A 25,268-nucleotide genomic window follows, 5' to 3' on the forward strand; every position below is an offset into this window, starting at 1 on the left:
GTCACGTGTCCGTTGCACCCGCCCCGCCGTCAACCGTGGCGAGTGGGCGGCCCAGGCCGACCGCGGGCAGCACAACGCCGTCGATCAGCTGAATGAAGAAGTCGCGATTGACCGGTTTCTGCAGCACGAGCACGCGGTAGATGGCCATGGACTGGCTGAGCATGGCGAGGTTATCGATGTCGGAGTGCTCCGAAATCTCGCCACGGTCAATGGCGCGCTGCAGCAGAATTCGATTAGCGGATGCCCGCGGCTCCACGATCGCCGCCCGCGCCACCTCGGCGAGCTCGGGGTTGCGGGAGATCATCGACATGAGTCCGGCCATGATGCGCATCTTGCGGGCGCCATCTTCGATGGCGTGCGGCTTGATCATGGCCACGAGGTCGCCGCGTAGAGTGCCGGTGTCTGGCAGGTGGTCGCGGTCGAAGTCGCCGCGTTTCATGCAGGCGACGGCGTCGATGACGAGTTCGCCCTTGGATGGCCAGCGACGGTAGAGCGTGGCTTTGCCCGCCTTGGCCCGGGCGGCCACCATTTCCATGGTCATTCCGTCGTAGCCGGTTTCGGCGAGTACTTCGAGGGCGGCGTCGAGAATGTCGGGGTCGCGCGTGTGGTCGCGTTTGCGCCCCAGTTTCGGGGCCTCCTCGACGGTCTCCTCGAGCAGGCTCGCATCGAGCGTCATGGCTGGCCCCCTTCGTTCGTGCCTGCTATTTCGTGCCTGGTGTTTCGTACTCGTAAAATTATCGCATATTCAGGAACTGTTAAGATCCGGAACTACTCAGTTTCGTATAGAGTATCCGACATGTCACAGACTTCCTCCGTCGCGTCGCCCAAAATCGTCGCCGCACCACCTACCTCCCGTCGCTGGTGGACCCTCTGCGTGGTCGGTCTCGCCCAGCTCATGGTCGTGCTCGATTCCACCGTGGTCAACATCGCGCTGCCGTCGGCCCAGGCCGATCTCGGCTTCTCCAACGGCGACCGCCAGTGGATCGTCACGGCATACTCGCTCGCCTTCGGCAGCCTGCTGCTTTTGGGCGGTCGCCTTTCCGACCTGATCGGCCGCAAACGCACCTTCATCATCGGTCTGATCGGATTCGCCGCCGCGTCGGCGCTGGGTGGAGCGGCCGACAGCTTCGGCATGCTGGTCGGAGCCCGCGCACTGCAGGGTGCGTTCGGCGCACTGCTCGCCCCGACCGCCCTCGCGGTGCTGACGACGACCTTCACGATTCCCAAGGAACGCGCCCGTGCCTTCGGCGTGTTCGGCGCGATCGCCGGCGCCGGCGGTGCCGTCGGCCTGCTCCTCGGCGGGTACCTCACCGAAAACTTCGACTGGCGCTGGAACCTCTACATCAACGTCGTCATCGCCGTGATCGCCATCGTCGGCGCGGCCATCTTCGTCAGCCACGCCACGCGCACGGGCCCTCGCCCCAAGCTCGACATCCCCGGCACGTTGCTCGTCTCCGGTGCTCTGTTCGGACTGGTCTACGGATTCTCCAACGCGGAGACCGACGGCTGGGATTCGATCCTTACCTGGGGAACCCTGTCAGCGGCGGGGATTCTGCTGGTCGCTTTCGTGCTCTGGCAACGCAAGGCGGCGCATCCGCTTCTGCCGTTGGCCATCGTGCTGGACCGCAACCGCGCAGCCGCGTACATCTCGATTCTCATCGCCGGAGCGGGCATGTTCGGCATCTTCCTGTTCGTGACCTACTACCTGCAGACGTCGTTGCAGTACTCGCCGATGCAGACCGGACTGTCCTTCCTACCAATGATCGCCATGCTCGTGCTTGCCGCGCAGCTGTCGACGAACATTTTCGTGCCGCGATTTGGCCCCAAAGTTTTGGTGCCGCTCGGCATGAGCCTCGGCGCGATCGGCATGATCTACCTCACGCACCTCGACCTGAACAGCGTCTATGTGCTCGACGTGCTGCCGCCGCTGATGATTCTCGGACTCGCGATGGGAACGATCATGCCCGCCTCGATGCAGACCGCCACCCTCGGGGTCGACGGCCAGTTCGCCGGCGTCGCCTCGGCCATGGTCAACACCAGCCAGCAGGTCGGAGGATCCATCGGCACCGCGCTGCTCAACACCCTCGCGGCCACCGCGGCCACCAACTATGTCGCCGCCCACCTGCCCGCGACGGCAGCGGTCGCCGCCCAGGCCGCCGTGCAGAGCTACGCGGTCGCCTACTGGTGGGGGGCGTCGTTCTTCATTGTCGGTGCCATCGTGGCTGCCTTGCTGTTTCGCCGCATCGGGCACGGCATCTCGCTGCGCCACTGAGACTGCGCGGCTGGGTCTGCGCCACTGAGACTGAGCCACTGAGCAGGTGCCCGCTCCACAAGCGGATGCCACGTCCCAGCCGCGCAGACCCGGCCTCGCAGACCCGGCCGGGCCAGGCGCGGCTGCTGGATCAAGGCCTCGCTAACTCAAGCCCAGCTTGACCAGGGCCGCCTCGAGTTCCTTCCGGGCGGCTTGGTCGAGGGGGAGCAGGGGCAATGGCAGGTTGGGCGAATTCACGAGACCGATCGATTCCGCCGCCGCCGACACCACGCGCAGGCTGCCATAGCGGCGAAAGAATGCCCACAGCGGTTCGAGTCGGTCGGAGGCAGCGACGGCCGCCGCACTGCTTCCAGTCTGCGCGGCACGCGTGATGGCGAGTGCGGTCTCGGGAAATAGACCTGCGAGCACGCTGTACCAGGCATCGGCACCGCCGAGCAGTCCGCCGGCCGCGAGCCAGTCCCCGGAGACGCCGATCGTGACGTGAGCGGGAATCACGGCGCGGAGCACGGCGATTCTCTCAGGGGCCTCTTCGACGGCGATCCCCGGAATCTTGATCGAGCCGATTTTGGGAAGCGCGGCAATACGACCGTGCAACTCGTCGCTGAACCTGACGTGGGTGGTGCCGGGGTTGTCGTAGACGACGAGCGGAACGGATATTTCTGCTGTGACGGCCTCGTAGAGTCCGAACACCTCATCGTCGGTCAACGGCTGATAGGTCATCGGCGCCAGCAGTACCGCGGCGGCGCCGGCGCTCTGGGCATCCGCTGCGAGGTTGAGCACGTCGCGGGTGCGGAGCGCGCCGATTCCCACGATGACCGGGGTCGTCCCGGCCGCCTCGACGGCAGTGCGTGCGGCCCAGGCCCGCTGTTCACGGCTGAGGTAGGCGTACCCGCCGGTGGAGCCGAGCGCACCGATCGAGTCGACGCCGGCATCTGCGAGCCGGGTAACCAAACCGACGAACGCCCGCTCATCGATGCCCTTTTCGTCGATCGGGGTGAGGGGAAATGCGCTGAGTCCAGTGAACAGAGTGTGCCCCTTCGTCGGTGTGCGCGCCTTGCGGCGCTCTGACCATCCTCCCGTACGTTGCGAGATCGGATTGGCCGCTCGTTCCGCAATGTAGGGCCAATCCACTGATGGAGGCCGCGCTGAGTGGGGCGTGATCAGTCTTATGGTCGCGACGGCGCCGCTGGTCGAGCCTGTCGAGCCCGCCATAGTCCTTGCGGTGGCTGTCTGCGCCGCCCAGCCATCCCGGGTGCCGGGTGTCGAGCTCCGGTGCTGGGTACCTTGGGCCGTTCGGGCTTATTTGTTCCAGTTGGGTTTTTCGGCGGGGGTGGCGGCGCGGTTTTGTCCGGCGGGGCGCCAGGTGTGGGTGGGGTCGAACAGGAGGGGGCCGCGTATCCAGGGTCGGCCGTCTCGGATGTCGATGTCCCAGCCGGAGGTGTCGATGCTGGAGTGGGCGGCGTTGCAGAGAAGGACTGCGTTGTCTATATCGGTCGGGCCGCCTTTCTGCCAGGGGACGACGTGGTGCGCCTGTGCCAGGTGGGGTGGCACGGTGCAGCCGGGGATGACGCAGCCGCCATCGCGGGCGGCGAGGGCTCGGCGCTGTTGGGCGCTGAAGAATCGGTTGCTGGTGCCGAGGTGCAGGATCGTGCCGGTGTGGCCGAACAGCACGGGTTGGTAGCCGCCGGCGCAGATGAGTTCGTCGACTTGGTGGGGGGTGAGGGGGCCGTCGATGCCGTCGATCCAGCCGGCGCCGCGGCCGTCGAGGAGGTCGTTGATGTTGATGTGTACGAGCACGGTGGGGGCGGCTCCGCCCATGGTGGGGGTGTCGGGGTGCCGGGCGGCGGCTTCGAACACGGCGCGGAGGATGCTGGCTTGCTTTTCACCGCGGGAGCGGGTGTCGTCGGGTTGCTGCGGGCACGGACTGAGCGGCTCAGGCGGGTCAGAGCCCAGTTCGACTCCCGCCTCGCTCGACACGCAGGCTTCCCCTGCCCTGCCCGAAGTGTTCACGGCGGTGTCGCTTCCCTCCGGTGGCGTGCTGCAGTTGTCGTGCTCGTCGTGTCCAGTCTCAACCCCCGCTCTGCGCTCGGATCCGGCTTTGTTGTCGGTGTCGGTGTCGACCGCGTCGGCGGGTTCGGTCTCGTGGAAGGCGACCCGGGCACGCGGAGTTGTAGCCGGGGCGGCGCCGGTAACCCGAGTGGTGTCGGAGACTCGGGTCGGGCCGGGGGTCGTGGTGCCCGCCGCGCCGGGAACCGGGTTGGCCGCGGCGGCGGACAGGTACGCATCGAAAACGTTGCCGATGATGGCGCGGTCGAGGGTGGTGAACCAGCCGTTGAGGCTGTAGCCGCCGTTGGCCAGGGTGCCGAAGGTGAGCCAGCTGCGCCGCTCCGGCGCAGTCTCGCCGGGCGCAGTGCCGTCGGGGGCGAGGCGTGCTTTCCACTGGATGCCCTGTTGCCGCAGCAGTTCCGGCGCAAAGGCGATGCCCGCACCGGGCAGTCCCTCGGTTTCGGGGGTGATCGCCCCGGAGCCGCTGGCGACCAGGGAGCGCTCGACCCGGTCGAGGTCCTCCACCAGCACGGAGGAGCGCAGACCGTCAAGCACCTGCACGATCACCCGGGCCTGCTCCAGCCCGAGCTCCCCGCCCTGCAGGGCCTCTCCGAGCACCGGGTAGGTGGGGGCCAGCGGGCGGCCGAGCAGCATCCGCTGGCCCGCTTTCTCGCCGAGCACGACCCGCTGACGTACTTCGCTGCGAGAGAGCCGGGCGAGGGTGCAGACCAGCTCGACGCCGCTGCGGCAGCCGAGCCGACGGGCCAGCGTCGGCGCAGCCAGAGTCGCCGCCGCACCCGCCACGCTCGGAGTGGCCGCAGCACCCTCCGGCGTCACGCGGTTCGGTGCCACGGCCTGCGCTTCAGCATCGCTCTCAGCTGCACTCCGGTCAGCACTCTGGGCAGACGACGCCTGGGCAACCGCAGTCTCGGCGGCGCTCTTTGCGGCGGCAGCATCGAAATATTCGGAACGGCGCAGCACATCGGTCGTAGAGAGCACCCGGGCCCCGTCGACGACCCGGCCCACACTCTCCACCGCCAGCAGCAGGGTCAGTGATTCTTCATCGCCCAGCAACCCGAACGACACCCCGCCCAACGCCGCCAACAACGCATCCCGAGCCTGCTCCACCGCCGCAACGACGGGGTTCGAACCGGCCTCACTCGGGTTTTCCATGAACATGGGCGCCATTGCCTCCTTGATACCCATTCTACCTTAAATCGAACACAAAAACGATAGAACCTCAGAAACATTTATGGAAGCAATTTGGAAGGTCGACGCGGATAGCTTTAGTCTCGGTACCCTAAAATTCTTGTTTGCAAGCCGTTCGGGGTGTACTAGTCGCGTGACGGTTTGCCTTTACGACGGGACAATATCGAATTCAACAGCGGATTCCTCTCACGAAACGTACACGTCAGGGCTTCTTTTGATCGATGCACGCGGCGATCTGTGATGCTGAACCCATCTTCGCCGGGCGCAGCATCCAAATCTTGCCCGCGTTCCGGGCCTAGGCCTCGACCGCAGGCACGGTGGCCCCCGGCGAGACGCAGGCGCAGCGTCTGCCCAGGGCGAGCCGTCGACACAGCCACGCACACAATGACCGTCCCAGCGAGGCGGCAGCCACCGCGCCGTCCGGGGGTTGAGCACAGCACGGTGAGCTACGCGGCCAGGGGAGCGGCTCCTGCCTGCCAGCGGATAGCGCGTACGCCGGACCGGGTGCCGTGCATGTTGTCATCGTGGCCGCGCCGGCGACGGCACTCGACCAGGTCCTCGGCCGGCGTGATGTGCGGGTCGCGGCACGAGTTGTCGTAGCCGGTGTAGTCGATTTCAAGGAGGAGTTCGTCGTCAGTCATGGTTGAAGTTCCAGTTCAGCGGAGGCACCCCGAGGTGAGGTGTCCCGGCGAATGCAGGTGCCGGATCACAGCGCTTGCCTCGAACCGATCGTGCAGTACACGACCCGATCTGAGGCCCGATGTCACTCTCCGGCAGCGTCGGCGGAGCTGGTCTCTGCGTTTGAGGGTAAGTCGCCGCGGTGCGGATTGTCTGCAAGAAAGCGAAAATGTTTCATTTCGTTACACGGTGGTGATGTGGAGGTAACGTCGATCGATCGGTCGGCTCGCCGCCCGGGCGTACCCTCGAATTATGAAACGTGCGCTCGCGCTGAGCCTGGTCACCGTGCAATTTCTGCTGCTGGGGGCTCTGGTCTTTCTGCCCCATGGCTCGCTGTGGTCGCCCGGCGTCGGCATCATCGTGGCCGCCATCACGTTCGCTCTGGTCGGCGCCGCCCTCGCGGTGCTCGGCGTCGTCGGCCTGGGGCCAGCGTTGACCGCGAGTCCGATTCCGCGGGAGGACGCCCCGCTGGTCACCGGAGGTGTCTATGGGCTCATGCGCAGCCCGATTTACGCGGGACTCATGACCGGCGGTGTCGCACTCGTGCTGGTGGGGGCATCCGCTTGGCACGTCGTGGCGTGGCTCGCCCTGGTCGGCCTGCTTTCAGCGAAGACGCGGTGGGAAGAGCGGATGCTCGTGGCCGAGCACCCCGATTACCTCTCCTACGGCGCGCGGGTCGGGCGATTCTTTCCGGGCATCGGTCGGCTGGCTGGGCGCGGCTGATGCCCTTTCATGCTGGTTTCGGGTGTCGGGTAACGATTTTGCCGCCCGAGTGTTGGCCCCAGTATGACTATTCCGCTCTCCATTCTTGATCTCGCTCCGATTGCCCCCGGGCAGACCGCTCGGGAGAGCTTCGCGGCGAGTGTCGCGCTCGCGCAAACGGCCGAAAAACACGGGTACGAGCGCGTCTGGTATGCCGAGCACCACAACATGCCCACCATCGGATCGTCGGCGACGAGCATCCTGATCGGCCACGTCGCCGGGCAGACCAGCACCATTCGGCTCGGATCCGGGGGCGTCATGCTGCCCAACCACTCCCCGCTGGTGATCGCCGAGCAGTACGGCACGCTGGCCGAGCTCTACCCTGACCGCATCGACCTCGGCCTCGGCCGGGCCCCCGGCAGCGACCAGAATACCGCCAGAGCGATGCGCCGCGACCCGCGCGCCTCCGACCAGTTTCCGCAGGACGTCATGGAACTGCAGGCCTACCTGCGCGGCCAATCGATCGTGCCCGGCGTGCAGGCGGTTCCCGGTGCCGGCACGAATGTGCCGCTCTACATTCTCGGCTCCTCGCTGTTCGGCGCCGGCCTCGCCGCCGCCCTCGGCCTGCCCTACGCGTTCGCCTCGCACTTCGCACCCGATGCTCTGCACGAGGCCATCGCGCTCTACCGCCGCGACTTCACGCCGTCGGAGCAGCTTGCCACGCCGCACCTCATCGTTGCCGCCAACGTGATCGCGGCCGACGATAAAGCGGATGCCGTGGCCCAGTTCGAGACGACCCGCCGCACCAGGGTGCGCGGCATGCTCTCCCGCGGGCCGGCGACGCCTGAGTACAGCGACGACCAGATCGACCTATTCCTGACCACGCCGGAGGGCCGCAATATCGCCAACATGATGCGGTATTCAGCGGTCGGCACCGCCGACGAGGTACGCGCCTATCTCGAGGAATTCGCCGCGGGAACCGGAGCTGACGAGCTCATTCTCGCGCACCAGTCGCCGCTCATCGAGGGCCGCCTGCGTTCGGTCGAATTGACCGCCGATGCCATGAATCTCGTATCGGCGTAGGTTTCTAACATGACTCCGGACACGCTCGTCGATCTCTGCCTGAGCCTGCCCCAGGCGATCGAGACCTTTCCGTTCGGCGAGGAGACGAGTGTGTTCAAGACCAGCGGCAACGGCAAGATCTTCGCACTCTCCGCCCTCGGCGGCGAGCCGTTCACGGTCTCGCTCAAAGTTGATCCGGAGGAGAGCCGGGCGCTCCGTGAAGAGTTTCCGCAGTGGATCACCCCGGGATACCACCTCAACAAGAAGCACTGGATCACGATCGTGCTGGACAACCACGTGCCCGCCGAGCTCGTGGAGCAGCTGCTGCGCGACAGTCACGCGCTCGTACGGCCCCGCCTCACACCTCAGACAGCGGCTCGCCCAGGGGATCGGCAGCGCTGAGGTCGGCCAGTGCCATGCCGCCCACGGGCAGGCCGGCCCAGGACAGCAGGGTCCAGCCTTCTTCGGGCGAGCCGGTCAGCTCGACAACACCGGTGTTGTCGAGCTCGTTTTCGCCCGCGAACGTCGTGGGCGCGTTCTGCGCGCGGACCGCGGTCCACACGCGAATGGCGGCGCCGTGGCTGAACACCGCAGCGACCTCAGAACCGGCAGCGGCCCGCGCGATGTCGGTGTCGAACCGACGGAAGAAGTCGTGACCGTCGTGAGCGCCCGGCATCCGCTTGTCGAGGTCGCCGGAGCCCCAGGCCACCGCGGTTTCCAGATAGGTGCGAACGGATGCCCGATCGCGCAGCCCCTCGAGCGACCCGGCTTCGATCTCGTGTAGTCCGGACGCGACCTGCAGCTCGAGGCCGCGATCGGCGGCGAGCGGATGCGCGGTCAGATGCGTGCGCAGCAGCGTCGACACAAAAATGGCGTCGATCGGATCTGAGCGCAGGGCATCGGGTATCGCGGCGGCCTGGCGCAGGCCGAGATCGGTCAAACCCGGGCCCGGACGCTCGGTATCGAGGCGTCCGAGAACGTTGCCGGGAGTCTGGCCGTGGCGGATCAGGAGTAGTCGCATGTCTGTTCCAGCATAGGGAACCTTGCTGGGCGGTGGGAGACGGATGCGCCGACGGCTGCGGCACGGCGCGATACGGCGCGGTCTCGCAGCGGAGAGTGGCAGCATGGAGGAAATACCTTCGAGCGTTCGAATAGGAAGCAGTTTTATGACGATCATCAAGATCAATGCCATCACCGTACCGAGCGACGGCGGCGACGAACTCGCCCAGCGCTTCGCGGCCCGCGCCGGAGCCGTCGACGACCGCCCCGGCTTCGAGGGTTTCGAGCTGCTCAAGCCGACCGACGACCGCCTGACCTGGCTCGTTGTCACGCGCTGGGCCGACGAGGAATCATTCCAGGCCTGGCTGACCTCCCCGTCCTTTGCCCACGGCCACCGCAGCGAAACCCCGAAGGAGGGCGAGCCGAAAGCGCGCCCCGTCGGTGTGAGCAGTGAGCTGTGGTCCTATGCGATCGCCGGCGGGACCGCCAGCTAAAGCATCCGGGCTGCCGGGTTCCCGCGAAGGCGGTCCTGCCGCCCTACGCGGGCGGGCCTGCCTCGGTGCCGTCCTCCTGAAGCAGCTGGGTGATCGACCGCAGGGTTTCGGGGGAAACGTCGCCGAGCATCCGCGCCGCAAAGCTCACGACTCGGGCAACGCGCAGGCTCTTGACAAATTCGAGCTGGGCGTCGACCCGGTCGGGCAGATCTCCGGCGGCGCCGAGCATGTATTCCGGAGGGATGCGGAAGAACTCGGCAATGCCGGTTAGGAGCGCCGGATCGGTGACGAGGGGGCCGTCGCCGGTGATCATGTAGGCCCAGCGTGCTCGGGAGAGCGTGAGTCCGCGTTCCTTCAGCCCCGCCTCGATTTGGCGGAAAGTGTACGGGGTATTGCCCTCGGCCACGACGACATCGAGCAGCAGGTTGAGTTTGCGCGCCAGCTCCAACTGCGGGCTCACGTCCCCCCAATTCTGCGGCGCGCTCATCGTGTCGGCCCGACGAGGGTGGCGGGGGTCGCTGGCAGACCCACCTGGGTTCGCTGTTCGGCCAGTTCGATAATGGCCAGCTCGGCCGGGGTGACGGCCTGCTCGGGGCGAAGCAGCAGGCTGTCGCGAATCTCGACGTGTCGTCGATACAGGTGCGCGCCGGGTCCACTGACCGTGAGCAGCTGCCGCGGTGAGAGCTGCCGCTCGATGCTGAGGTGCGGAGTGTCGCTCAAAAGCCGCCGCCACAGTGGTGTGATGCGCCAGAGCAGCACGCGGTCGCGGTAGTTCTCTCGGCCGGCGGCCAGCGCATCGACGGCCGCAGTCAACCCGAGGCCGAACCCGAGACTGATCGGGGCGATGAGCAAGACTAATTTTTGCACGGATTCGCGCCACGCCGGCATACCGAAGTTCGGGTCGAGAGTCGTCTGCGTGGCACCGATGAGGCTGTTGACGGCGTAGATGAGAATGCACAAACATCCGAGGCTCAGTATTTTGACTGCTAGCCGAGTGACCATCCTGGTCTGAGCGCGGAGGTCGACCAGACAGGCGGACAGCACCGAGATGGAAAAAATGGCAATGGTGACCCATGTCGTCGCGGCATATGCGGTGTAGGACCACTCAGCGATGAAGGACTGGGAGATATTGGCCTTTGTATGCCAGTCGCTGGCGAAGAACAGGGCAGCCTGGAGCGCAATGATCAGACCCCCGACGATGGCCGTGATCATCTTGCGCTTGCGCGTCACTCCAGATGCGGATACGGCCTGTTGAACCATCACATCGGCCAGACCGACCGTGACGATCGCCAGGGCATGGAACAGAAAATAAGTGGCGTTGACGCTGCCGAGAAGCGAATCCACCGCGTCGTAAACGGGCTTCGGCTGCAGGCTCATGGTGAGGGCGAATGTCGCCAGGAACCAGAATAACGAACGACGATGTCCCCTGATGAACGACGGCAGACAGAGGATCGCTGCGATCCAGAGAACTGCGGAGGCAGTGATGAGGGTGATCGCTTGCACTAGAGAACTCGTCCGAATCCGGTTTGGGTGCCGTGGGCAGCCAGCGGCCCATCGTGCAGCATGATGAGGGCGAGCTGATCGCCGATGGCCTCGGCCAGGGCCTCCTGCTCGTCGGAGAAGCGGGTGCGAGATAGGGCATAGACGATGGCATCCATTGGAATCAGGGGCGCCAGCAGAGCCACTCGCTCCGCCGACAACAGCTCTTGTTCCTGATTGAGAATCATGTGACCGAATTCATGATTGATGAACTGTTGGCGATGCATCACCGAGGTGGTCGGTGCGTGGTGGATCCGCTCGAAATTTTCCCCGGCGACGGCAATCCACAATCCGCAGAGACCGGCCTCGAGCATGCGCGGAGTCGCCCTCTGCACCACGATTTTTTTTCCGCGCACTGTTTCCATGTGCCGGTGCAACAATTCGGCCGTGAGCGGCCGGGGCAAACCAAGGTCGGACACCATCGTGTGCGCCCGCTTCTGTCGCGACTCGTAGTTCATCGGATGCCCCCTGTTTGCCCAACTAGCCTACCCTTCGCCGGGTGCGGCCAGCCTCGGCGCGCGCCGAGGCCCTCCAATGGGTTACGATAGACATGTCTAACGTGGGTCTGTGGGGGAGGATCGGCAATGGCATCGCTCGACAATGGCGGCAATGCGGGGGCTCTGATATCGGTGTTGAACACGTGGTATAGGCGGCCAACGGTCGAGCGGGCACTGCGCTCCACGTGGAATTTGCACGATCGGCGCCCTCTTATTGGGGGTGCCGAGCGGCAGATTTCCCAAGCCAAGCCGTTCCGTCATGGGGGAACCAGCGTGTTCGACCTCTGGCTACGTTCCCGAAGATCTCGCTCTGGAGCCCGACCCGACCGTCTCGTGCAGTCATGGTTGCTTGGCCTACTGCCAGCAGGGGTCAGCCCGCGCGTCATCCTCACCTTCGACAGCTGGCACAACGCACGAACGAGCACAGAACTAACCAGGGACGCCCTCGGAGCCGTGACCGTCGCTAACCTGGCTACGGTGCGTGCGGCACTGAAAATCATTGATGCCGGAAACAGCGTGGTGGTGCAGGTCTGTTCTATTCCTGACCAATCGGAAGAAACCCTCCCCACGATTCGGGTATGGGTGTGCAATCGAAACGAGGCCAAAGCCATCGACGCAGCTACCCTCGAACAGAACCGGCGGGGCTTGCTCCCCGTGCAAGCTCCGCGTGCGGCAGCACGATTCGAGACCGGGTGGATCGTGACCGGGGAACCCGGTGGGGCGCACCGTACTCGTGGGCGCGCCCGGCGGCGCGCACGCTAAGAAACGTTACTTCGGGGCCGCGCACCGTTCGGGGCCGCCGTTAGGCTGATCCAATGAACACCGACCGAGAGCCCGAGCGAACGACTGACACCGAAACTTCCGTCGCCCAGGCGCGCCCAGCCCGATCGCAGGCACTGTTGAACGCCGTCAGGTCGAGCGTCGTCATCGCCGACGGCGCCATGGGCACCATGCTGCAGGAGCACAACCCCACCCTCGACGACTACCAGCAGCTCGAGGGCTGCAACGAGATCCTCAATGTGAGCCGCCCCGACATCATCGCGGCCATCCACGACGTCTACCTCGAAACCGGCATCGACGCCATCGAGACCAACACCTTCGGCGCCAACTGGTCGAACCTCTCCGACTACGGCATCGAAGACCGCATCGAAGAACTCGCCCGGCTCGGCGCCGAGATCGCCCGCACCAGTGCCGAGAAGTTCGAAGCCCGCGACGGCCGCGTGCGTTGGGTGCTCGGCTCGATGGGCCCCGGAACCAAGCTGCCCAGCCTCGGCCACACCACCTACTCAAACCTCAAGGCCACCTTCGCCGAGCAGGCGCTCGGCCTCATTCGCGGCGGCGCTGACGCCTTCCTGATCGAGACCTCGCAGGACCTGCTGCAGACCAAGAGCGCGGTGAACGGATGCAAGCAGGCCGTAAGCGAGACCGGCATCCGCTTGCCGATTTTCGTCGAGGTGACGGTGGAGACCACGGGAACCATGCTGATGGGCAGCGAGATCGGCGCGGCGCTGACCGCGCTCGAACCGCTCGGCATCGACGCGATCGGCCTGAACTGTGCCACCGGGCCCACCGAGATGAGCGAGCACCTGCGCCACCTCTCGAAGTTCTCCCGCGTACCGGTGATTTGTATGCCGAACGCCGGTCTGCCCCAGCTCACCAAGACCGGCGCGAGCTACCCGCTGACCCCCGACCAGCTCGCCACGGCGCACGAACAGTTCGTGAAGGAGTTCGGGCTGGGGCTGGTCGGCGGATGCTGCGGCACGACTCCCGCACACATGCGCAAGGTGGTCGAACGGTTGCGTGGTGTCACGGTAAAGCCGCGCACGCTCGAAGCGGATGCCGGCGTCGCCAGCCTGTACCAGCACGTCAGTTTTGACCAGGACAGTGCCTTTCTGGCCATCGGGGAGCGCACCAACGCCAACGGCTCCCGAGCCTTTCGGGATGCGATGCTCGCGGAGAACTGGGACGACTGCGTCGACATCGCCCGCAGCCAGGTGCGGGACGGCGCCCACCTGCTCGACGTCTGCATCGACTACGTCGGCCGTGACGGCGTCGCCGACATGAAGCAGGTCGTCTCCCGGCTCGCGAGCGCGTCGACCCTGCCGCTCGTCGTGGACTCCACCGAGCCGGCCGTGCTGCAGGCCGGCATGGAGCTCATCGGTGGCCGTCCGGTGGTGAACTCGGTCAACTTCGAAGACGGCGAGGGGCCTACCTCCCGGTTCGGCCGCATCATGCCGCTCGTGAAGGAGCACGGCGCCGCCGTGATCGCCCTCACCATCGACGAAGAGGGCCAGGCCCGCACCGCCGAGCACAAGGTGCGCATCGCCACACGCCTGGTCGAGACCCTCGTCAACGTCTGGGACATGCGGGTCGAGGACATCATCGTCGACGCCCTCACCTTTCCGATCGCGACCGGCCAGGAAGAAACCCGCCGCGACGGCATCGAAACCATCGAGGCGATCCGCCAGATCAAGGCGAAGTACCCCGGCATCCACACCACCCTCGGCGTCTCGAACGTGTCGTTCGGGCTCAACCCGGCGGCTCGCTCGGTGCTCAACTCGGTGTTTCTGCACGAGGCGACCGAGGCCGGCCTCGACTCCGCCATCGTCAACTCGGCCAAGATCGTGCCGCTCGCCTCGGTGCCCGATGACCGCCGAAAGGTGGCCATGGACCTGGTCTGGGACCGCCGCGAATACGACGCCGAAGGCACCCTCACCTATGACCCTCTGGTGGCCCTGCTCGACCTGTTCGCCGGCGTCGACTCCGCCGCATTGAAGGACGAACGTGCCGCCGAACTGGCCGCCCTGCCGGTGGGCGAACGGCTGGAGCGCCGCATCATCGACGGCGAGGCCAAGGGCCTCGAAGCCGACCTCGACCTCGCCCGGGCCGGGGGCCTGCGCGCCCTCGACATCGTCAACGTGCACCTGCTGGTGGGCATGCAGGTCGTCGGCGCCCGCTTCGGCAGCGGCGAGATGCAGCTGCCGTTCGTACTGCAGTCCGCCGAGGTCATGAAGGCCGCGGTCGCGCTGCTGGAGCCGCACATGGAGAAATCCGAAGCGGCCGGCAAGGGCACGATCGTGCTCGGCACAGTTCGCGGCGACGTGCACGATATCGGCAAGAACCTGGTCGACATCATCCTCACCAACAACGGCTACGACGTGATCAACATCGGCATCAAACAATCGATCGCTGAGTTCATCCGGGTCGCCGAAGAGCACAACGCCGACGTCATCGGCATGAGCGGCCTCCTCGTTAAATCCACGGTCGTGATGAAGGAGAACCTGCTCGAACTCGAGTCCCGCGGGCTCGCCGATAAGTGGCCGATTTTGCTCGGCGGCGCCGCCCTCACCCGCTCCTACGTGGAGGACGATCTCGACAGCGTCTTCGCCGGACAGGTGCGCTACGCCCGCGATGCCTTCGAGGGCCTCGCCCTGATGGAACCGCTCGTGGCCATCTCCCGAGGCGCCGACCCCTTGTCCGTCGGGCTGCCGCCGCTCAAGAAGCGCATCCACAAGAAGAGCCTGCTCACCCTGACCGAGCCGGAGGAGATGCCCGCCCGCTCCGAGGTCGCTGCCGACAACCCCATTCCGGTGCCGCCCTTCTGGGGTACCCGCATCGTCAAGGGTGTAGCCCTGGCTGACTTCTCGGCCTTTCTCGATGAACGCGCCACGTTCATGGGCCAGTGGGGGCTCAAACCGAGCCGCGCCGAAGACGGCGCCAGCTACCAGGAACTGGTCGACACCGTCGGCCGGCCGCGCCTGCGCTACTGGCTCGATCGCATCCTGAGCGAGGGCATGCTCGACGCTTCCGTGGCCTACGGCTACTTTCCGGTCGTCGCCGAGGGCGACGACGTGGTCGTGCTGCACCACGGCGACGACCCCACCGGGCTGGTGGGCCAGGCCGGCCTGCTCGCGCCCGACGGCGGTTCCGGTGGCCTGCTCGGCACCGACCGCTTGCGTTTCAATTTCCCGAGGCAGCGCCGTGACAAGCACCTGTGCCTGGCCGACTTCGTGCGCTCCAGGGACACCGGCCAAACGGATGTCGTGGCCTTCCAGCTGGTCACTGCCGGCTCGAACGTGGACTCGGTGACGGCCAAGATGTTCGCTGCGAACCAGTACCGCGACTACATGGAACTTAATGGGCTGACCATGCAGCTGACCGAGGCGCTGGCCGAGTACTGGCACTCGCGCATCCGCTCGGAATTCGGTGTCGGCGGCGAAGACCCGACCGATATCGCCGGCATGTTCAAGCTGGAGTATCGCGGCGCCCGCTTCTCGCTCGGTTACCCGGCCTGCCCCGAGATGGAAGATCGCCGCAAGGTGGTCGAGCTGTTGAAGCCCGAGCGCATGGGTGTGGTTTTGTCGGAGGAGCTGCAGCTGCACCCGGAGCAGTCGACCGACGCGTTCGTGTTCCACCACCCCGAAGCGAAGTACTTCTCGGTGTAACGGGTCGTTCCTCCCGAATCACCCCGCGTGGCGCTCGAAGTACTCCGAGAGGGCGTCGCGCATGACGTCGCTTTGCGGTCGCTGCGCCGCCGTGACAAAGGTCGCGAGCTGATGGTCGAGTTCTTCCGTCAGGCGAAAGGTTCGTTTGGGCGACTGGTACCCACGAGCTTTCTGTTCACTCGCCAAACTTGGGCGCCCGCGAAGGGCCTTCTCGACGCCCTCAGCGCCGCCCAGCGCCGCCACGAGAGCTGCCCGGCCGTGGGCCGCGGCCGCGTCGCCCTCGCGTAGGCGCGCGTCGGGCCGCGCGAGTTCCGTACGTCGCGCGGGAGCTGCGCCGGTGCGCGGGAGTTACGACGGCGGGGTGGCCTCGAAGGCATACGTTACGCGGGACTTGCGCCAGTACGCGGGAGATAGGTTCTGGCCGGAGCTCCAGCGTAACTCGTCGCGCGGGAGCTGCGCTCGTGCGTGCGAGTTGCGCCTCCCGCGCAGCTGCGCAAGTCCCGCGAAGCGTGAAAACGGGTGCGGTCAGCGGCGCGGGCCCAGCCGGGCACGACGAAGGGCGGCCAGCACGGCGGGGCCGACGAGGGCGATGCCGACGACCGTGGTGATGGCGCGCACGGTGTCCCAGGTGAGGGTCGACGTGACGAGCGAGTAGAGCGCGAACGAGGCAAGGTTCTGGCCGGGGTCGGCGGCGGCTTCATAGGAGATTCCGGTGCCGCTGCCCACGGCGAACGGCCAGAACCAGAGGTTCATCAGAAGCCCGAAGAGGTACGAGGCGACCACGCCGTAGGCGGCCAGCATGGCGATTTCGAGGCTCGCACGCCAGCGCAGCGCGGTTGCACGCCGCGCGGGTTCGGTCGGCGGAGTCGCTTTGTGCCAGCGCGGCAGCAGCCCCGCACCCGCTCCGACCCAGCCGCAGGTAAACATCTGGAACGGAGTCCACGGCCCGAAACCACCCCAGAGCAGGGAGGACACCGCGATGGTGAGCAGTCCGAGCAGAAAACCGAACCGGGCGCCGTAGACCCGTCCGGCCAGAATCAGCAGCACGAACACCGCCTCGACCCCGCCGACACCGGCACCCGCGATGCGCACCGCGGCACCGACTGCCGAGAGCACACCGAGCAGTGCCACTGTTTTCGCCGTGTACATCTCCCGGTCGAGGGTGAGCGCGAGGGCCACGATGAGCGCCGGTATGAGCGCGAACGCCACGATCGGCACCGCCACTTGCGCGTCGGCCGGCACCGCCCCGACGAAGAACGGCCAGGCGAAAGCGGCTGCCGCGAGAGTGCTGCCGCCACCGAGAATCCACGACGTCCAGCGGATGCTGCGGCGCGCGCTGACAATAACCGTCACGTGAGCACCTCGATCGGCGCGGATAGCCGGCCCGCCGCCATGCGTAGGGTTCGCGTGGCGAGACCCCGCGCAAAGTTATTGTCGTGGGTGGCGAAGATGACCGCGGCGCTGTGACCGGCGGCCGTGAGGAGCGCCGCGCTGACCAGGGCACGCGCCGCCTGGTCGAGTCCGCGGGTGGGTTCGTCGACGAGCAGTAGGGCCGGCCGGGCCGCGAGCTGAATGGCCATCACGAGGCAGAGTCGTTCGCCGGCGGAGAGGTCGCGCGGGTGACGCTCGAGCAGGTGCGCGGCATCCGTTGTGGCGTCGAAACCGAGCAGCTGCGCGAACAGCGCCGCGGTGCCTGCCTCGCTGTGCGTGGGCGCGGTGGGCCGGTCTTTCGCACGGCGCAGCGCCCGATCGGCCCGCCGGCACTCCTCGGCCACGGAGATCGAAAACAGCAGGTCGTCGAAGTTCTCGGGCACGAGCGCCACAGCCCGACGCCGCCCGCGCCGTTTGAGGGTCTGGACATCGTGCCCGGCGACAATCACGGTGTCGGCAGCCGTCGGCAGCGCGATCGCGCGCAGCAGGCTGCTCTTACCGGCACCATTGCTGCCGCGCAGCGCGATCAGTTCGCCAGCTCGCACCTCGAACGACACGTCGCCGACGGCCAGATCGGCGGCGTGCCGAACGCTGAGACGACGGATGCTCGCCAACGGCACTGCAGGTAGGGTCGCGATCGGCTTCAGTGCAGGAATCTCGAGGACGTCCGCGAACTGGAACTCGGCGGGGGAGACCTCGTGCAGGCGGCTGCCTCGAATCTGCAGCCACGCATCCGCTGTACCGGCGAATTCGTGGGTGTTGTGCTCGGCGAGAACGACGCACACACCAGCCTCGTGGGCGAGCTGGCCGAGTACCGTGCAGACGCGCGCGCGCGCAGACTGGTCGAGGTCGGCGAGCGGCTCATCGACGAGCAGCAAAATGGGGTGGTTCACCAGGGCGGCGGCAATGGCGACGAGGCTGGACTCACCGGCCGAGAGCTGCTCGATCGGGCGAGATATGAGGTGCTCGATTTTCAGCCGGGCGGCGACCTCGAGTACGCGGGCGTGCACGATGGGCGGGGCGACGCCTCGCACCGCGAGGGTGAACCCGATCTCGTCGTGCACCGTTTCGGCCGCGAATCCGAGCCGCACATTCTGGGCGACGAGTCCGACGAATCCGGCGGTGTCGCGTGGGGGAGTCGAGGCGCGGTCGGCTCCGGCAATGTCGATGCGCCCGGTCTGGACTCCGTCGTAGAAATGCTGGAACAGCCCGCTGAGGCTGTGAAGCAGGCTGGTTTTGCCGGACCCGGTCGCGCCGACGATCACGGTCAGGGTGCCGGGTTCCAGGGTCACGTTGAGGTCGTCGAGGTGCCAGCCGGCTCCGAAACTCAAACCGGCACCGGTGAGCACCACGGGTGCCTCGCACACCCCGGGGACAGCGCGGGTCGCCGCGAAACCGCGCGTCTCCATCGACGCGGCCAGTGCGAGGGCACGCTCGATGGTCTGCTCGAACACGGGCACGAGCAGCGACGCTATCGACCGCTCACCGCGCAGCGCTCGGGCGACTCGCACGCGCCGTACCGACTCCAGGAGCGCTGGAAAAGTGGCCCAGGCGATCACGAGGGAGCGCGAAATGGCGCGCAGCGGCCCTCGGCCCGCACCGCGCGCGAACAGGGACTGCACGTTGATGACGGCGTTGAGCAGGCCGAAGAATACGATGACGGCCGCGACCGGCAGAGCGCTGAGCGCGGCGTTACCGAGTCCGAGCAGTGTGATCGGGCCGAACAGCGTCATGTGGCTGAACGGTCCGTCGAGCCGCAGCCGCGGAAGATCCAGAAGCACCGGGTCGAGGCCAACGCCGGCGCCGCCGAACACCACCCGGTAGACGACTCGCAGCAGCACGAAGCCGACAGCGAGCACGACTGCCGCGCGGAGCGGGGCGAGGCGCAGGCGAAACACTAGCTGCCGGGCGTGGGCGTCTCGGTGCCGGTGGTGTACACGAGGCCGAGGGACTGGCCGGGCTCGACCTCGAGCGTGCCGAGACCCTCCATGGCGTAGTCCCAGTCGGCGTCGGGGGTGGCTTTCACCCAGAGAGCCCAGTAGGCGTAGGCGGGCGGCATTGACGCGCAGGTCTCGGTGAACGACTCCTGCCCATCGACCACGACGGTTTCGTCGGCGGCCGGGCGGTCATTGACGCGGCAGACGATGGCGTCGCCGTATTCCACACTGCCCTCGGTAGTGATGCCGGTCGTCGTGAGTGCCGCGCTGGCGGCGATAGCCGCTGTCGCGTCGACACAATTCGTGACCGTGTCGGCGTCGAGCGTGCCGAAATCGACGACGACGTTGACCCCGGCGCAGTCGGAGGCAGAGGCATCCGCTTCGGCCGGTGCGGTGGCGGCAGCGGATGCGCCCGAGCCGGCGCCGGAATCGGTGGTGGCGCATCCGCTCAGGGCGGCGAGCAGAACGAGCGCGCCCAGCGCGGCAAAGGTGCGAATGGGCGCGGTGACAGGCGGTGCGGTGAGGATCATTACTTCAGAATACCTAGCGTTTAGAGGATGCCGGCGACTCGGTCGAGCCCGCCGCGGAGGTCGAGCAGAAGGTCTTCGAGCGATTCGATGCCGACCGACAGGCGCAGCATTCCGGCGGTGATGCCGAGGCGGGCATTGAGGTCGGGGGCGAACGACGCGTGGGTGGTGGTGAGCGGGTGCAGCACCATCGAGCGTGTGTCACCGATTCCGGTCATGCGGCTGAACACGCGCAGGCCGTTGGTGAAGGCTCGGGCACCCTCGATGCCGCCCTTGACGGTGACGGCGAAGACAGACCCGGTGCGGCCGTTGTAATACTTCTGCGCGATTTCGTGCAGCGGGCTGCTCGACAGGCCGGCGTAGTCGACGACCTCCACCTCGGGCTGTTCCTCAAGCCAGTGCGCGATGGCGATGGAGTTGTCGACGTGGCGTTCCATGCGCAGCGACAGGGTTTCGATGCCCTGGTGCAGCAAAAATCCGTTGAACGGTGAGAGTGACGGCCCGACATCGTTCACGACGGCCTCGCGCACATACTGGGCGAAGGCGGCCGGACCGAACCGGTCGAGCAGGGAGGGCAGGCCGGGGCGCAGAGAGTCGGTCAGCAGCGGGTAGCGACGCGAGCTCGCCGCCCAGTCGAAGGTGCCGCCGTCGACGATCGCGCCCGACACCCCGGCGCCGTGGCCGCTGAGGAACTTGGTGGTCGAGTGCACGACGATGTCGGCGCCGTGCTCGAACGGACGAATCAGGTACGGCGTGGCCACGGTGTTGTCGACGACGAGCGGAATGCCGTGGCGGAGGGCGACGGCGGCGATGCGAGCGATGTCGACGACGTCGTTGCGCGGGTTCGGGATGGTCTCGGTAAAGATGGCCTTGGTTTCCGGGCGAATCACGGCGTCCCAGGCGGCGTCGGAATCGGTGTCCCAGACGTAGTCGACCTCGATGCCCATGCGGCGAAAGCTGCGGCCGAGCAGAATGCGGGTGCCGCCGTAGATGCTCGCGGTCGAGACGATGTGCTCGCCCGCTTCAGCGAGGGCGAACAGGGCCGAACTGATCGCGGCCTGCCCGCTCGACACGGCGACACAGGCGGTGCCGCCCTCGAGCGACGCGAGCCGCTGCTCAGCCACCGCGTTGGTGGGGTTGCCCTGCCGAGAGTAGATAGGCTCTCGCGAGCCTCCGTTGAACCGGGCGGCCCCGTCGTCGAAGCTGTCGAAGACGTACCCGGCGCTCAGGGTGAGCGGCGGAATGCGGGCACCACGGTTCGCGTCGGCGTATTCGCCGACGTGCACCTGGCGGGTGTCGAAGCTGAAGCCGTCCCAGTCGGTGATCGGGTCCACGACCTCGGTGGCGTCGGAGTTCAGTAGCGAAGCGGATGCTGGTGCTGGCGTGGCCATGGAACTTCCTGTTGCGTCGGTGTGGAACTGGAGCGGGGCATCCGTTGTCGGCGCCATCAGGCGGCCGTGACCGTGGGGGCGGCGGCCACCCGCGCGACGAGTGCCGCGATGCGGGCGACGGCCTCGCGCAGGGTGTCGGGCGAGCAAGCCAGGTTGAGCCGCGCGAAGCCCTGGCCGCCGAGCCCGAAGGACTCACCGCTATTGAGAGCGACGCGGGCATCGTCGAGAATACGCTGGTACGGGTTGTCCCCGAGACCGACATGGCGAAGATCCATCCAGGCAAGATAGCTGGCGCGCGGCCGGTGATAGATCACGGCGGGCAGGTGTTCGCGGAGCAGTTCAGACAGCAGCAGATCGTTGGCGACAATTTGATCGATGGCATTGTCGAGCCAGTCGGTACAACCGAACGCGGCGATGTTCGCGTGCAGGCCGAGGATGCTGGTGCGACAGGCGACCTCTTCGGGCAGGCGGCCGAGCAGCTCGTTGGTCTCGTCATCGGCCGCGACCACGATGGCGCACTTGAGCCCGGCGATGTTCCAGCCTTTGCTCGCGCTGGTCACGGTGACCGCGCGGGCGCCGGCGGCGAGGGCGACCGGCGCGAATGGAGTGAAGGTAGCGCCGGGGTAGGTGAGCGGCGCGTGGATCTCATCGGAGATCACGAAGACGTCGTAGCGGGCCGCGAGTCGGGCGAGTTCTTCGAGGGTGCCCGGGGCCCAGACGATCCCGTGTGGGTTGTGCGGGTTGCAGAGCAGGAAGGCATCGATGCCGAACGCGAAACTGCGCTCCAGGGCGGCGAAGTCGAACAGCCAGGTGTCACCGTGCTCGATCAGCGGGGTCTCGATAACGGTAGCCAGGGCCTCTTCGACGAGTTCGTAGAACGGCGGATAGACCGGCGGCGTGATCGCCACTCGCCCACCGGGTGGTACGGCCAGGCGCAGCGCTTCGACGATGCCGACGCTCACATCGGTAGCGAGGTGCACGTGGCTCGGGTCGACGACCCAGCCCCACCGGTCACGGGCGAACGTGGCGAAGGCAGGGGCGAGCGGGCCGGGGCCGTCCAGGTAGCCGGTATCCGACGCCTGCACCCGCTCGACCAGGGTCGCGATGATCTCCGGCGCCAGGGGGTAATCCATCTCGGCAACAAACAAGGGAAGTACGTCGGCGGGAAACCGAGTCCACTTGATGCTGCTGCGCTCGCGCCGGATATGCTCCAGCGGTGCGACCTTGATGACTGACATGACCACAGCTTGTGGCCGCGAGCGCGAATAAGCGAACAGGCACGTAAACATTCGACACATGAGCGGATGTCGCCGGCTGGCCGGTCGCAGCGGTCACGGGTGTTGTTTACATGAGTTCGCGCACCCGACGTTAGCCGCGGGCCGGCGGGATCGTCTTGCGCATCACGGTCTTGCTCTTGCCGATGTGACGCTCGAACGTGAATCCCGCTTTCTCGAACATGGCCCTTGTGCCCTTGCGGTGGTAGATGCGCGGCAGTTCAACTGGGCTGCCAAACTCGCACCACGCGATCGCCGCGTCGCCGTCGAAGACGAGCGGCCTGGGCGAGGCCTCCGCCACGAGTCTCTGCTTGAACATCGGCCCGTCGGACTCGCTGTTGACGGTGCACTCCGTGTCGCCGTGGAAATACGAGCAGTAGCACCCGCCCCAGACCCCGTTGTGCTTCTACGCGAGCGCCAGTCACGCCGAAAAGGTCTCGGGAGTCAGCGGTTTGACCACGTGCGAAGTCATCACGTCCACCTCCGGGATTTGACTCGGTAATTCATCCGCAGCGCGCGAGGTCGTCGTCTGTTCCGTGCGGTCCGTGTGCCGACCAGTAAATCCGATACCGCGCGCGTCTTCAAGGTCATTCAGCACCTGATTATCGAGCGAAGCGGCTTGGCAGCGCGCGAACGCGGAGCCGGGTATCAGCCCCGGTCACGGGCGTTATCACCCCCTGACGGACGCCTTCAGGCTCCCGAAATACTGCCATGGCGGGCGGCGCGACGCACCCGAGAGCGCCCGCAAGCCAGCGATCTTCGGTCATTCATAGATACTGTTGCGGTGATCAATATCGATCACCAAAACGATCAGGTGTGCGTCTTGGAGGTCGCACACTACGCGATAGTCTCCGACGCGATACCGCCACAGGCCTGAGAGAATTCCGGTGAGGGCTTGGCCTCGATCCCGGGGATTATCGAGTGTCGCGATTGCTCGAAGTGCCGCTTTCTTTCTGGTGAAAGGATTCGGATATGCCCAAGAAACACCCAACAGAGGTTCGCGAACGAGCGGTCCGTATGACTCTTGATCGTTTGAAGGATTACCCGTCAATGTGGGCCGGGTGCCGCGACCTAGCCGCAAGCTCAACATCGACGCCGAGACGCTGTGAAAGTGGGTCACCCCAGGCACAGGCCGACGCCGGCGAACGCACCGGGCCCACGAGCGAGGAGCTCAAGGAAATCAAACGCCTCAAGCGCGAAAACCGTGACCTGCGCGAGACGAACGACATCCTCAAAGCAGCGGCGTCTTTCTTAGCGAGGGAGCTCGACCCTCGCAACCGTCCATAGTCGCTTTCATCGTCCAGATGAAGGCGAACGGCCATGGAGTCGAGTTGACGTGTGGCGTCCTGCGCGAGCAGGGCGTCACGGTCACGGTCGAAGTCATAGCCGTAGGAACGAATTAGGGCATCGAGCCGACCGGGGCGAGCCTCCTCTCCCGGAACGTCATGGTCTGCGTACTCGCCGAGAGGTACGAGCCGATAAGCGAGGTACGCAAGATCCCAAATCCGAGGCCCAGGGGAAGCCATGTCGACATCGATATGACCCGTGAGGTGCCCGTCTTGGAAGACCATATTGTAGGGAGCGACGTCGTTCAGGCACGCCACCTCGATTGGCTCGTGCGCCGGCAGCTGCCACGTGGCGGCCAGGTGCGCGAGTGGCACGTCGGCGTCATGAATCCGTCGGAGCAAAGATCCAGCCTCGTGCAGGATCGTCGGCGACCACATCCAGCCTGGCAATGGATAGTTGCCGACGGTTCCCGGGAGGTAGGACAGCATTTCCCTGCCCTAAGTGGGTGCAAACGCCGGCCGTTTTCCCGGTATCGGGGGTGTCAGATTCCATGGCGTGGAATCTTCCACATAAAAACAGGTTGGGCCCATAAAATTTGTGCGGGTGACGCATTACCCGAGACTGGCACCACTAATCAAAGGCGGACCGTGAAATATTTCGTAGCTGCAGTCCGACTATCTGTCGCGATACTGGGCACTGTGGCGATTCTGTCGACATTTTTCGACACGGCCACGCGGGCGACGATTAACCCGTTCAACTTCTTCGGGTTTTTCACCATGCAAAGCAACATTATTCTGGTTGTTGTGCTGCTGGTGGCCGCGGTCGTGTCCCTCTCCGGACGACGCCAGTCGCGGTCGTTGATGTTGGCGCGAGGATGTGCAACAACTTACATTGTCATCACTGGCGTCGTGTACAACGTGTTGTTGGCCGGACTTGAAGGTGGCGTGTCCCTCGCGTGGGCTAACTCCGTGTTACACATAGTCCTGCCCCTCTATGCCGCGCTTGATTGGGTGATCTTCAGCGACCGCAGTGCCCTGCCGCTGAACAAGATATGGGTCGCCCTTGTCTACCCAATCGTGTGGATCGTCGTCGTCACTATCCGTGGGGCGACCGACGGATGGGTACCCTACCCATTCCTAGATCCGGCACAGGGCTACGGCGTCGTCGGGCTCTACGCTCTGGCCATTGCTGTCGCAACGGTCGTCTTTGCTTCGATTATCTGGCTCATCAGTCTATTGCATCTCGTGCGCAAATTAACACCTGTGGATGTGCCCGAAACCCGTCTCTCGGAAATTGGGCTGCATCCTGTGATTCAAAGATGACAGCCCAGAAAGACGATAAACACTTGTCCGCACTTCCTTCACCGGGTTACGTGCCCCTTCACCCCGAGTCCATCCGGCACCATTCAGAGTCAGACAACACGGCAATACGAGGCAGGTGCCAATTCTCCTGAAAACCCTCACCAGGCTTTAGGAGGC

Annotated in this window: 24 protein-coding genes; 8 read left to right on the plus strand and 16 right to left on the minus strand. The window is 66.0% G+C overall.

The features are described 5' to 3' along the window. Window position 1 precedes the first annotated feature (1 nt). Entirely contained in the window at window positions 2-676 is a 675-nt protein-coding gene (locus E3T35_RS09650; protein WP_134378774.1) for a TetR/AcrR family transcriptional regulator, read from the minus strand. A gap of 120 nt (window positions 677-796) precedes the next feature. Here E3T35_RS09650 and E3T35_RS09655 point away from each other — a divergent pair, with 120 nt between their 5' ends. After that, the gene (locus E3T35_RS09655; protein WP_134378776.1) at window positions 797-2,272 is read left to right on the plus strand and encodes an MFS transporter; all 1,476 of its coding nucleotides are present in this window, start codon (window positions 797-799) and stop codon (window positions 2,270-2,272) included. A gap of 141 nt (window positions 2,273-2,413) precedes the next feature. Here E3T35_RS09655 and E3T35_RS09660 read toward each other — a convergent pair whose 3' ends face one another. The 3 genes from E3T35_RS09660 to E3T35_RS09670 form a co-directional block, all read right to left on the minus strand. Continuing rightward, window positions 2,414-3,403: a dihydrodipicolinate synthase family protein gene (locus tag E3T35_RS09660; RefSeq protein ID WP_370449321.1), complete on the minus strand. Its 990-nt coding sequence runs from the start codon at window positions 3,401-3,403 to the stop codon at window positions 2,414-2,416. Window positions 3,404-3,571: 168 nt separating this feature from the next. Then, a complete protein-coding gene (locus tag E3T35_RS09665; protein WP_166789899.1) occupies window positions 3,572-5,506 on the minus strand; it encodes an HNH endonuclease signature motif containing protein in 1,935 nt (644 codons plus the stop codon). Between the two features lie 467 nt (window positions 5,507-5,973). After that, window positions 5,974-6,168 carry a hypothetical protein gene (locus tag E3T35_RS09670; protein ID WP_134378780.1) on the minus strand — a complete coding sequence of 65 codons (195 nt, stop codon included), beginning with the start codon at window positions 6,166-6,168 and terminating at the stop codon, window positions 5,974-5,976. A gap of 289 nt (window positions 6,169-6,457) precedes the next feature. On the opposite strand from E3T35_RS09670, the gene E3T35_RS09675 reads away from it, so the two are divergent. The 3 genes from E3T35_RS09675 (at window position 6,458) to E3T35_RS09685 (ending at window position 8,371) form a co-directional block, all read left to right on the plus strand. Beyond that, window positions 6,458-6,928, plus strand: coding sequence for an isoprenylcysteine carboxylmethyltransferase family protein (locus E3T35_RS09675; RefSeq protein WP_134378782.1), 471 nt, complete (start codon window positions 6,458-6,460; stop codon window positions 6,926-6,928). Between the two features lie 63 nt (window positions 6,929-6,991). Then, window positions 6,992-7,990 (plus strand): LLM class flavin-dependent oxidoreductase, encoded by a 999-nt coding sequence (locus E3T35_RS09680; RefSeq protein ID WP_134346615.1) that lies wholly within the window; start codon window positions 6,992-6,994, stop codon window positions 7,988-7,990. 9 nt (window positions 7,991-7,999) lie between these two features. Beyond that, entirely contained in the window at window positions 8,000-8,371 is a 372-nt protein-coding gene (locus E3T35_RS09685) for an MmcQ/YjbR family DNA-binding protein (RefSeq protein ID WP_134346616.1), read from the plus strand. Here the strand turns inward: E3T35_RS09685 and E3T35_RS09690 are convergent. Then, window positions 8,328-8,990: a histidine phosphatase family protein gene (locus E3T35_RS09690; RefSeq protein ID WP_134378784.1), complete on the minus strand. Its 663-nt coding sequence runs from the start codon at window positions 8,988-8,990 to the stop codon at window positions 8,328-8,330. The two genes, E3T35_RS09685 and E3T35_RS09690, sit on opposite strands and share 44 nt — an antisense overlap. 145 nt (window positions 8,991-9,135) lie before the next feature. Here E3T35_RS09690 and E3T35_RS09695 point away from each other — a divergent pair, with 145 nt between their 5' ends. Continuing rightward, on the plus strand, window positions 9,136-9,462 hold the full coding sequence (locus tag E3T35_RS09695; RefSeq protein WP_092339607.1) for an antibiotic biosynthesis monooxygenase: 327 nt from the start codon (window positions 9,136-9,138) through the stop codon (window positions 9,460-9,462). A 43-nt stretch (window positions 9,463-9,505) separates the two neighbouring features. On the opposite strand, the gene E3T35_RS09700 is transcribed toward E3T35_RS09695, so the two are convergent. From E3T35_RS09700 to E3T35_RS09710, 3 genes are all read right to left on the minus strand, one after another. Next, window positions 9,506-9,922 carry a hypothetical protein gene (locus E3T35_RS09700; protein WP_241988802.1) on the minus strand — a complete coding sequence of 139 codons (417 nt, stop codon included), beginning with the start codon at window positions 9,920-9,922 and terminating at the stop codon, window positions 9,506-9,508. A 23-nt stretch (window positions 9,923-9,945) separates the two neighbouring features. Next, entirely contained in the window at window positions 9,946-10,839 is an 894-nt protein-coding gene (locus E3T35_RS09705; protein WP_134378788.1) for a DUF6545 domain-containing protein, read from the minus strand. 125 nt (window positions 10,840-10,964) lie between these two features. Beyond that, a complete protein-coding gene (locus E3T35_RS09710) occupies window positions 10,965-11,366 on the minus strand; it encodes a hypothetical protein (RefSeq protein ID WP_166789900.1) in 402 nt (133 codons plus the stop codon). A 947-nt stretch (window positions 11,367-12,313) separates the two neighbouring features. Between E3T35_RS09710 and metH the strand changes: the two genes are divergently transcribed. Together metH and E3T35_RS09720 are read left to right on the plus strand one after the other, a co-directional pair. Then, window positions 12,314-15,943: a methionine synthase gene (gene metH, locus E3T35_RS09715; protein ID WP_134378790.1), complete on the plus strand. Its 3,630-nt coding sequence runs from the start codon at window positions 12,314-12,316 to the stop codon at window positions 15,941-15,943. A gap of 27 nt (window positions 15,944-15,970) precedes the next feature. Continuing rightward, on the plus strand, window positions 15,971-16,231 hold the full coding sequence (locus tag E3T35_RS09720) for a hypothetical protein (RefSeq protein ID WP_134378792.1): 261 nt from the start codon (window positions 15,971-15,973) through the stop codon (window positions 16,229-16,231). A 237-nt stretch (window positions 16,232-16,468) separates the two neighbouring features. Here E3T35_RS09720 and E3T35_RS09725 read toward each other — a convergent pair whose 3' ends face one another. From E3T35_RS09725 to E3T35_RS09760, 8 genes are all read right to left on the minus strand, one after another. Continuing rightward, on the minus strand, window positions 16,469-17,296 hold the full coding sequence (locus tag E3T35_RS09725) for an ECF transporter S component (RefSeq protein ID WP_134378794.1): 828 nt from the start codon (window positions 17,294-17,296) through the stop codon (window positions 16,469-16,471). Further along, the gene (locus E3T35_RS09730) at window positions 17,293-19,272 is read right to left on the minus strand and encodes an ATP-binding cassette domain-containing protein (protein ID WP_134378796.1); all 1,980 of its coding nucleotides are present in this window, start codon (window positions 19,270-19,272) and stop codon (window positions 17,293-17,295) included. Before E3T35_RS09730 ends, E3T35_RS09725 begins: the two co-directional genes overlap by 4 nt. Next, the gene (locus E3T35_RS09735) at window positions 19,272-19,841 is read right to left on the minus strand and encodes a hypothetical protein (RefSeq protein WP_134378798.1); all 570 of its coding nucleotides are present in this window, start codon (window positions 19,839-19,841) and stop codon (window positions 19,272-19,274) included. Before E3T35_RS09735 ends, E3T35_RS09730 begins: the two co-directional genes overlap by 1 nt. Window positions 19,842-19,861: 20 nt before the next feature. After that, complete coding sequence (locus E3T35_RS09740) at window positions 19,862-21,229, minus strand: O-acetylhomoserine aminocarboxypropyltransferase/cysteine synthase family protein (protein WP_134378800.1); 1,368 nt, start codon at window positions 21,227-21,229, stop codon at window positions 19,862-19,864. A gap of 56 nt (window positions 21,230-21,285) precedes the next feature. Next, window positions 21,286-22,467 carry a MalY/PatB family protein gene (locus E3T35_RS09745; protein ID WP_134378802.1) on the minus strand — a complete coding sequence of 394 codons (1,182 nt, stop codon included), beginning with the start codon at window positions 22,465-22,467 and terminating at the stop codon, window positions 21,286-21,288. A gap of 130 nt (window positions 22,468-22,597) precedes the next feature. After that, on the minus strand, window positions 22,598-22,822 hold the full coding sequence (locus E3T35_RS19785) for a hypothetical protein (RefSeq protein ID WP_241988803.1): 225 nt from the start codon (window positions 22,820-22,822) through the stop codon (window positions 22,598-22,600). Between the two features lie 444 nt (window positions 22,823-23,266). Continuing rightward, window positions 23,267-23,593: a type II toxin-antitoxin system RelE/ParE family toxin gene (locus tag E3T35_RS09755; protein WP_134346931.1), complete on the minus strand. Its 327-nt coding sequence runs from the start codon at window positions 23,591-23,593 to the stop codon at window positions 23,267-23,269. After that, window positions 23,544-24,278: a phosphotransferase gene (locus E3T35_RS09760; RefSeq protein ID WP_134378804.1), complete on the minus strand. Its 735-nt coding sequence runs from the start codon at window positions 24,276-24,278 to the stop codon at window positions 23,544-23,546. Before E3T35_RS09760 ends, E3T35_RS09755 begins: the two co-directional genes overlap by 50 nt. A gap of 210 nt (window positions 24,279-24,488) precedes the next feature. Between E3T35_RS09760 and E3T35_RS09765 the strand changes: the two genes are divergently transcribed. Further along, window positions 24,489-25,112, plus strand: coding sequence for a Pr6Pr family membrane protein (locus E3T35_RS09765; RefSeq protein WP_134378806.1), 624 nt, complete (start codon window positions 24,489-24,491; stop codon window positions 25,110-25,112). Window positions 25,113-25,268 lie beyond the last annotated feature (156 nt).

The sequence above is a fragment of the Cryobacterium sp. TMT1-2-2 genome (genome assembly GCF_004403505.1).
In the GTDB taxonomy this organism is placed as follows: Bacteria; Actinomycetota; Actinomycetes; order Actinomycetales; family Microbacteriaceae; genus Cryobacterium; species Cryobacterium flavum.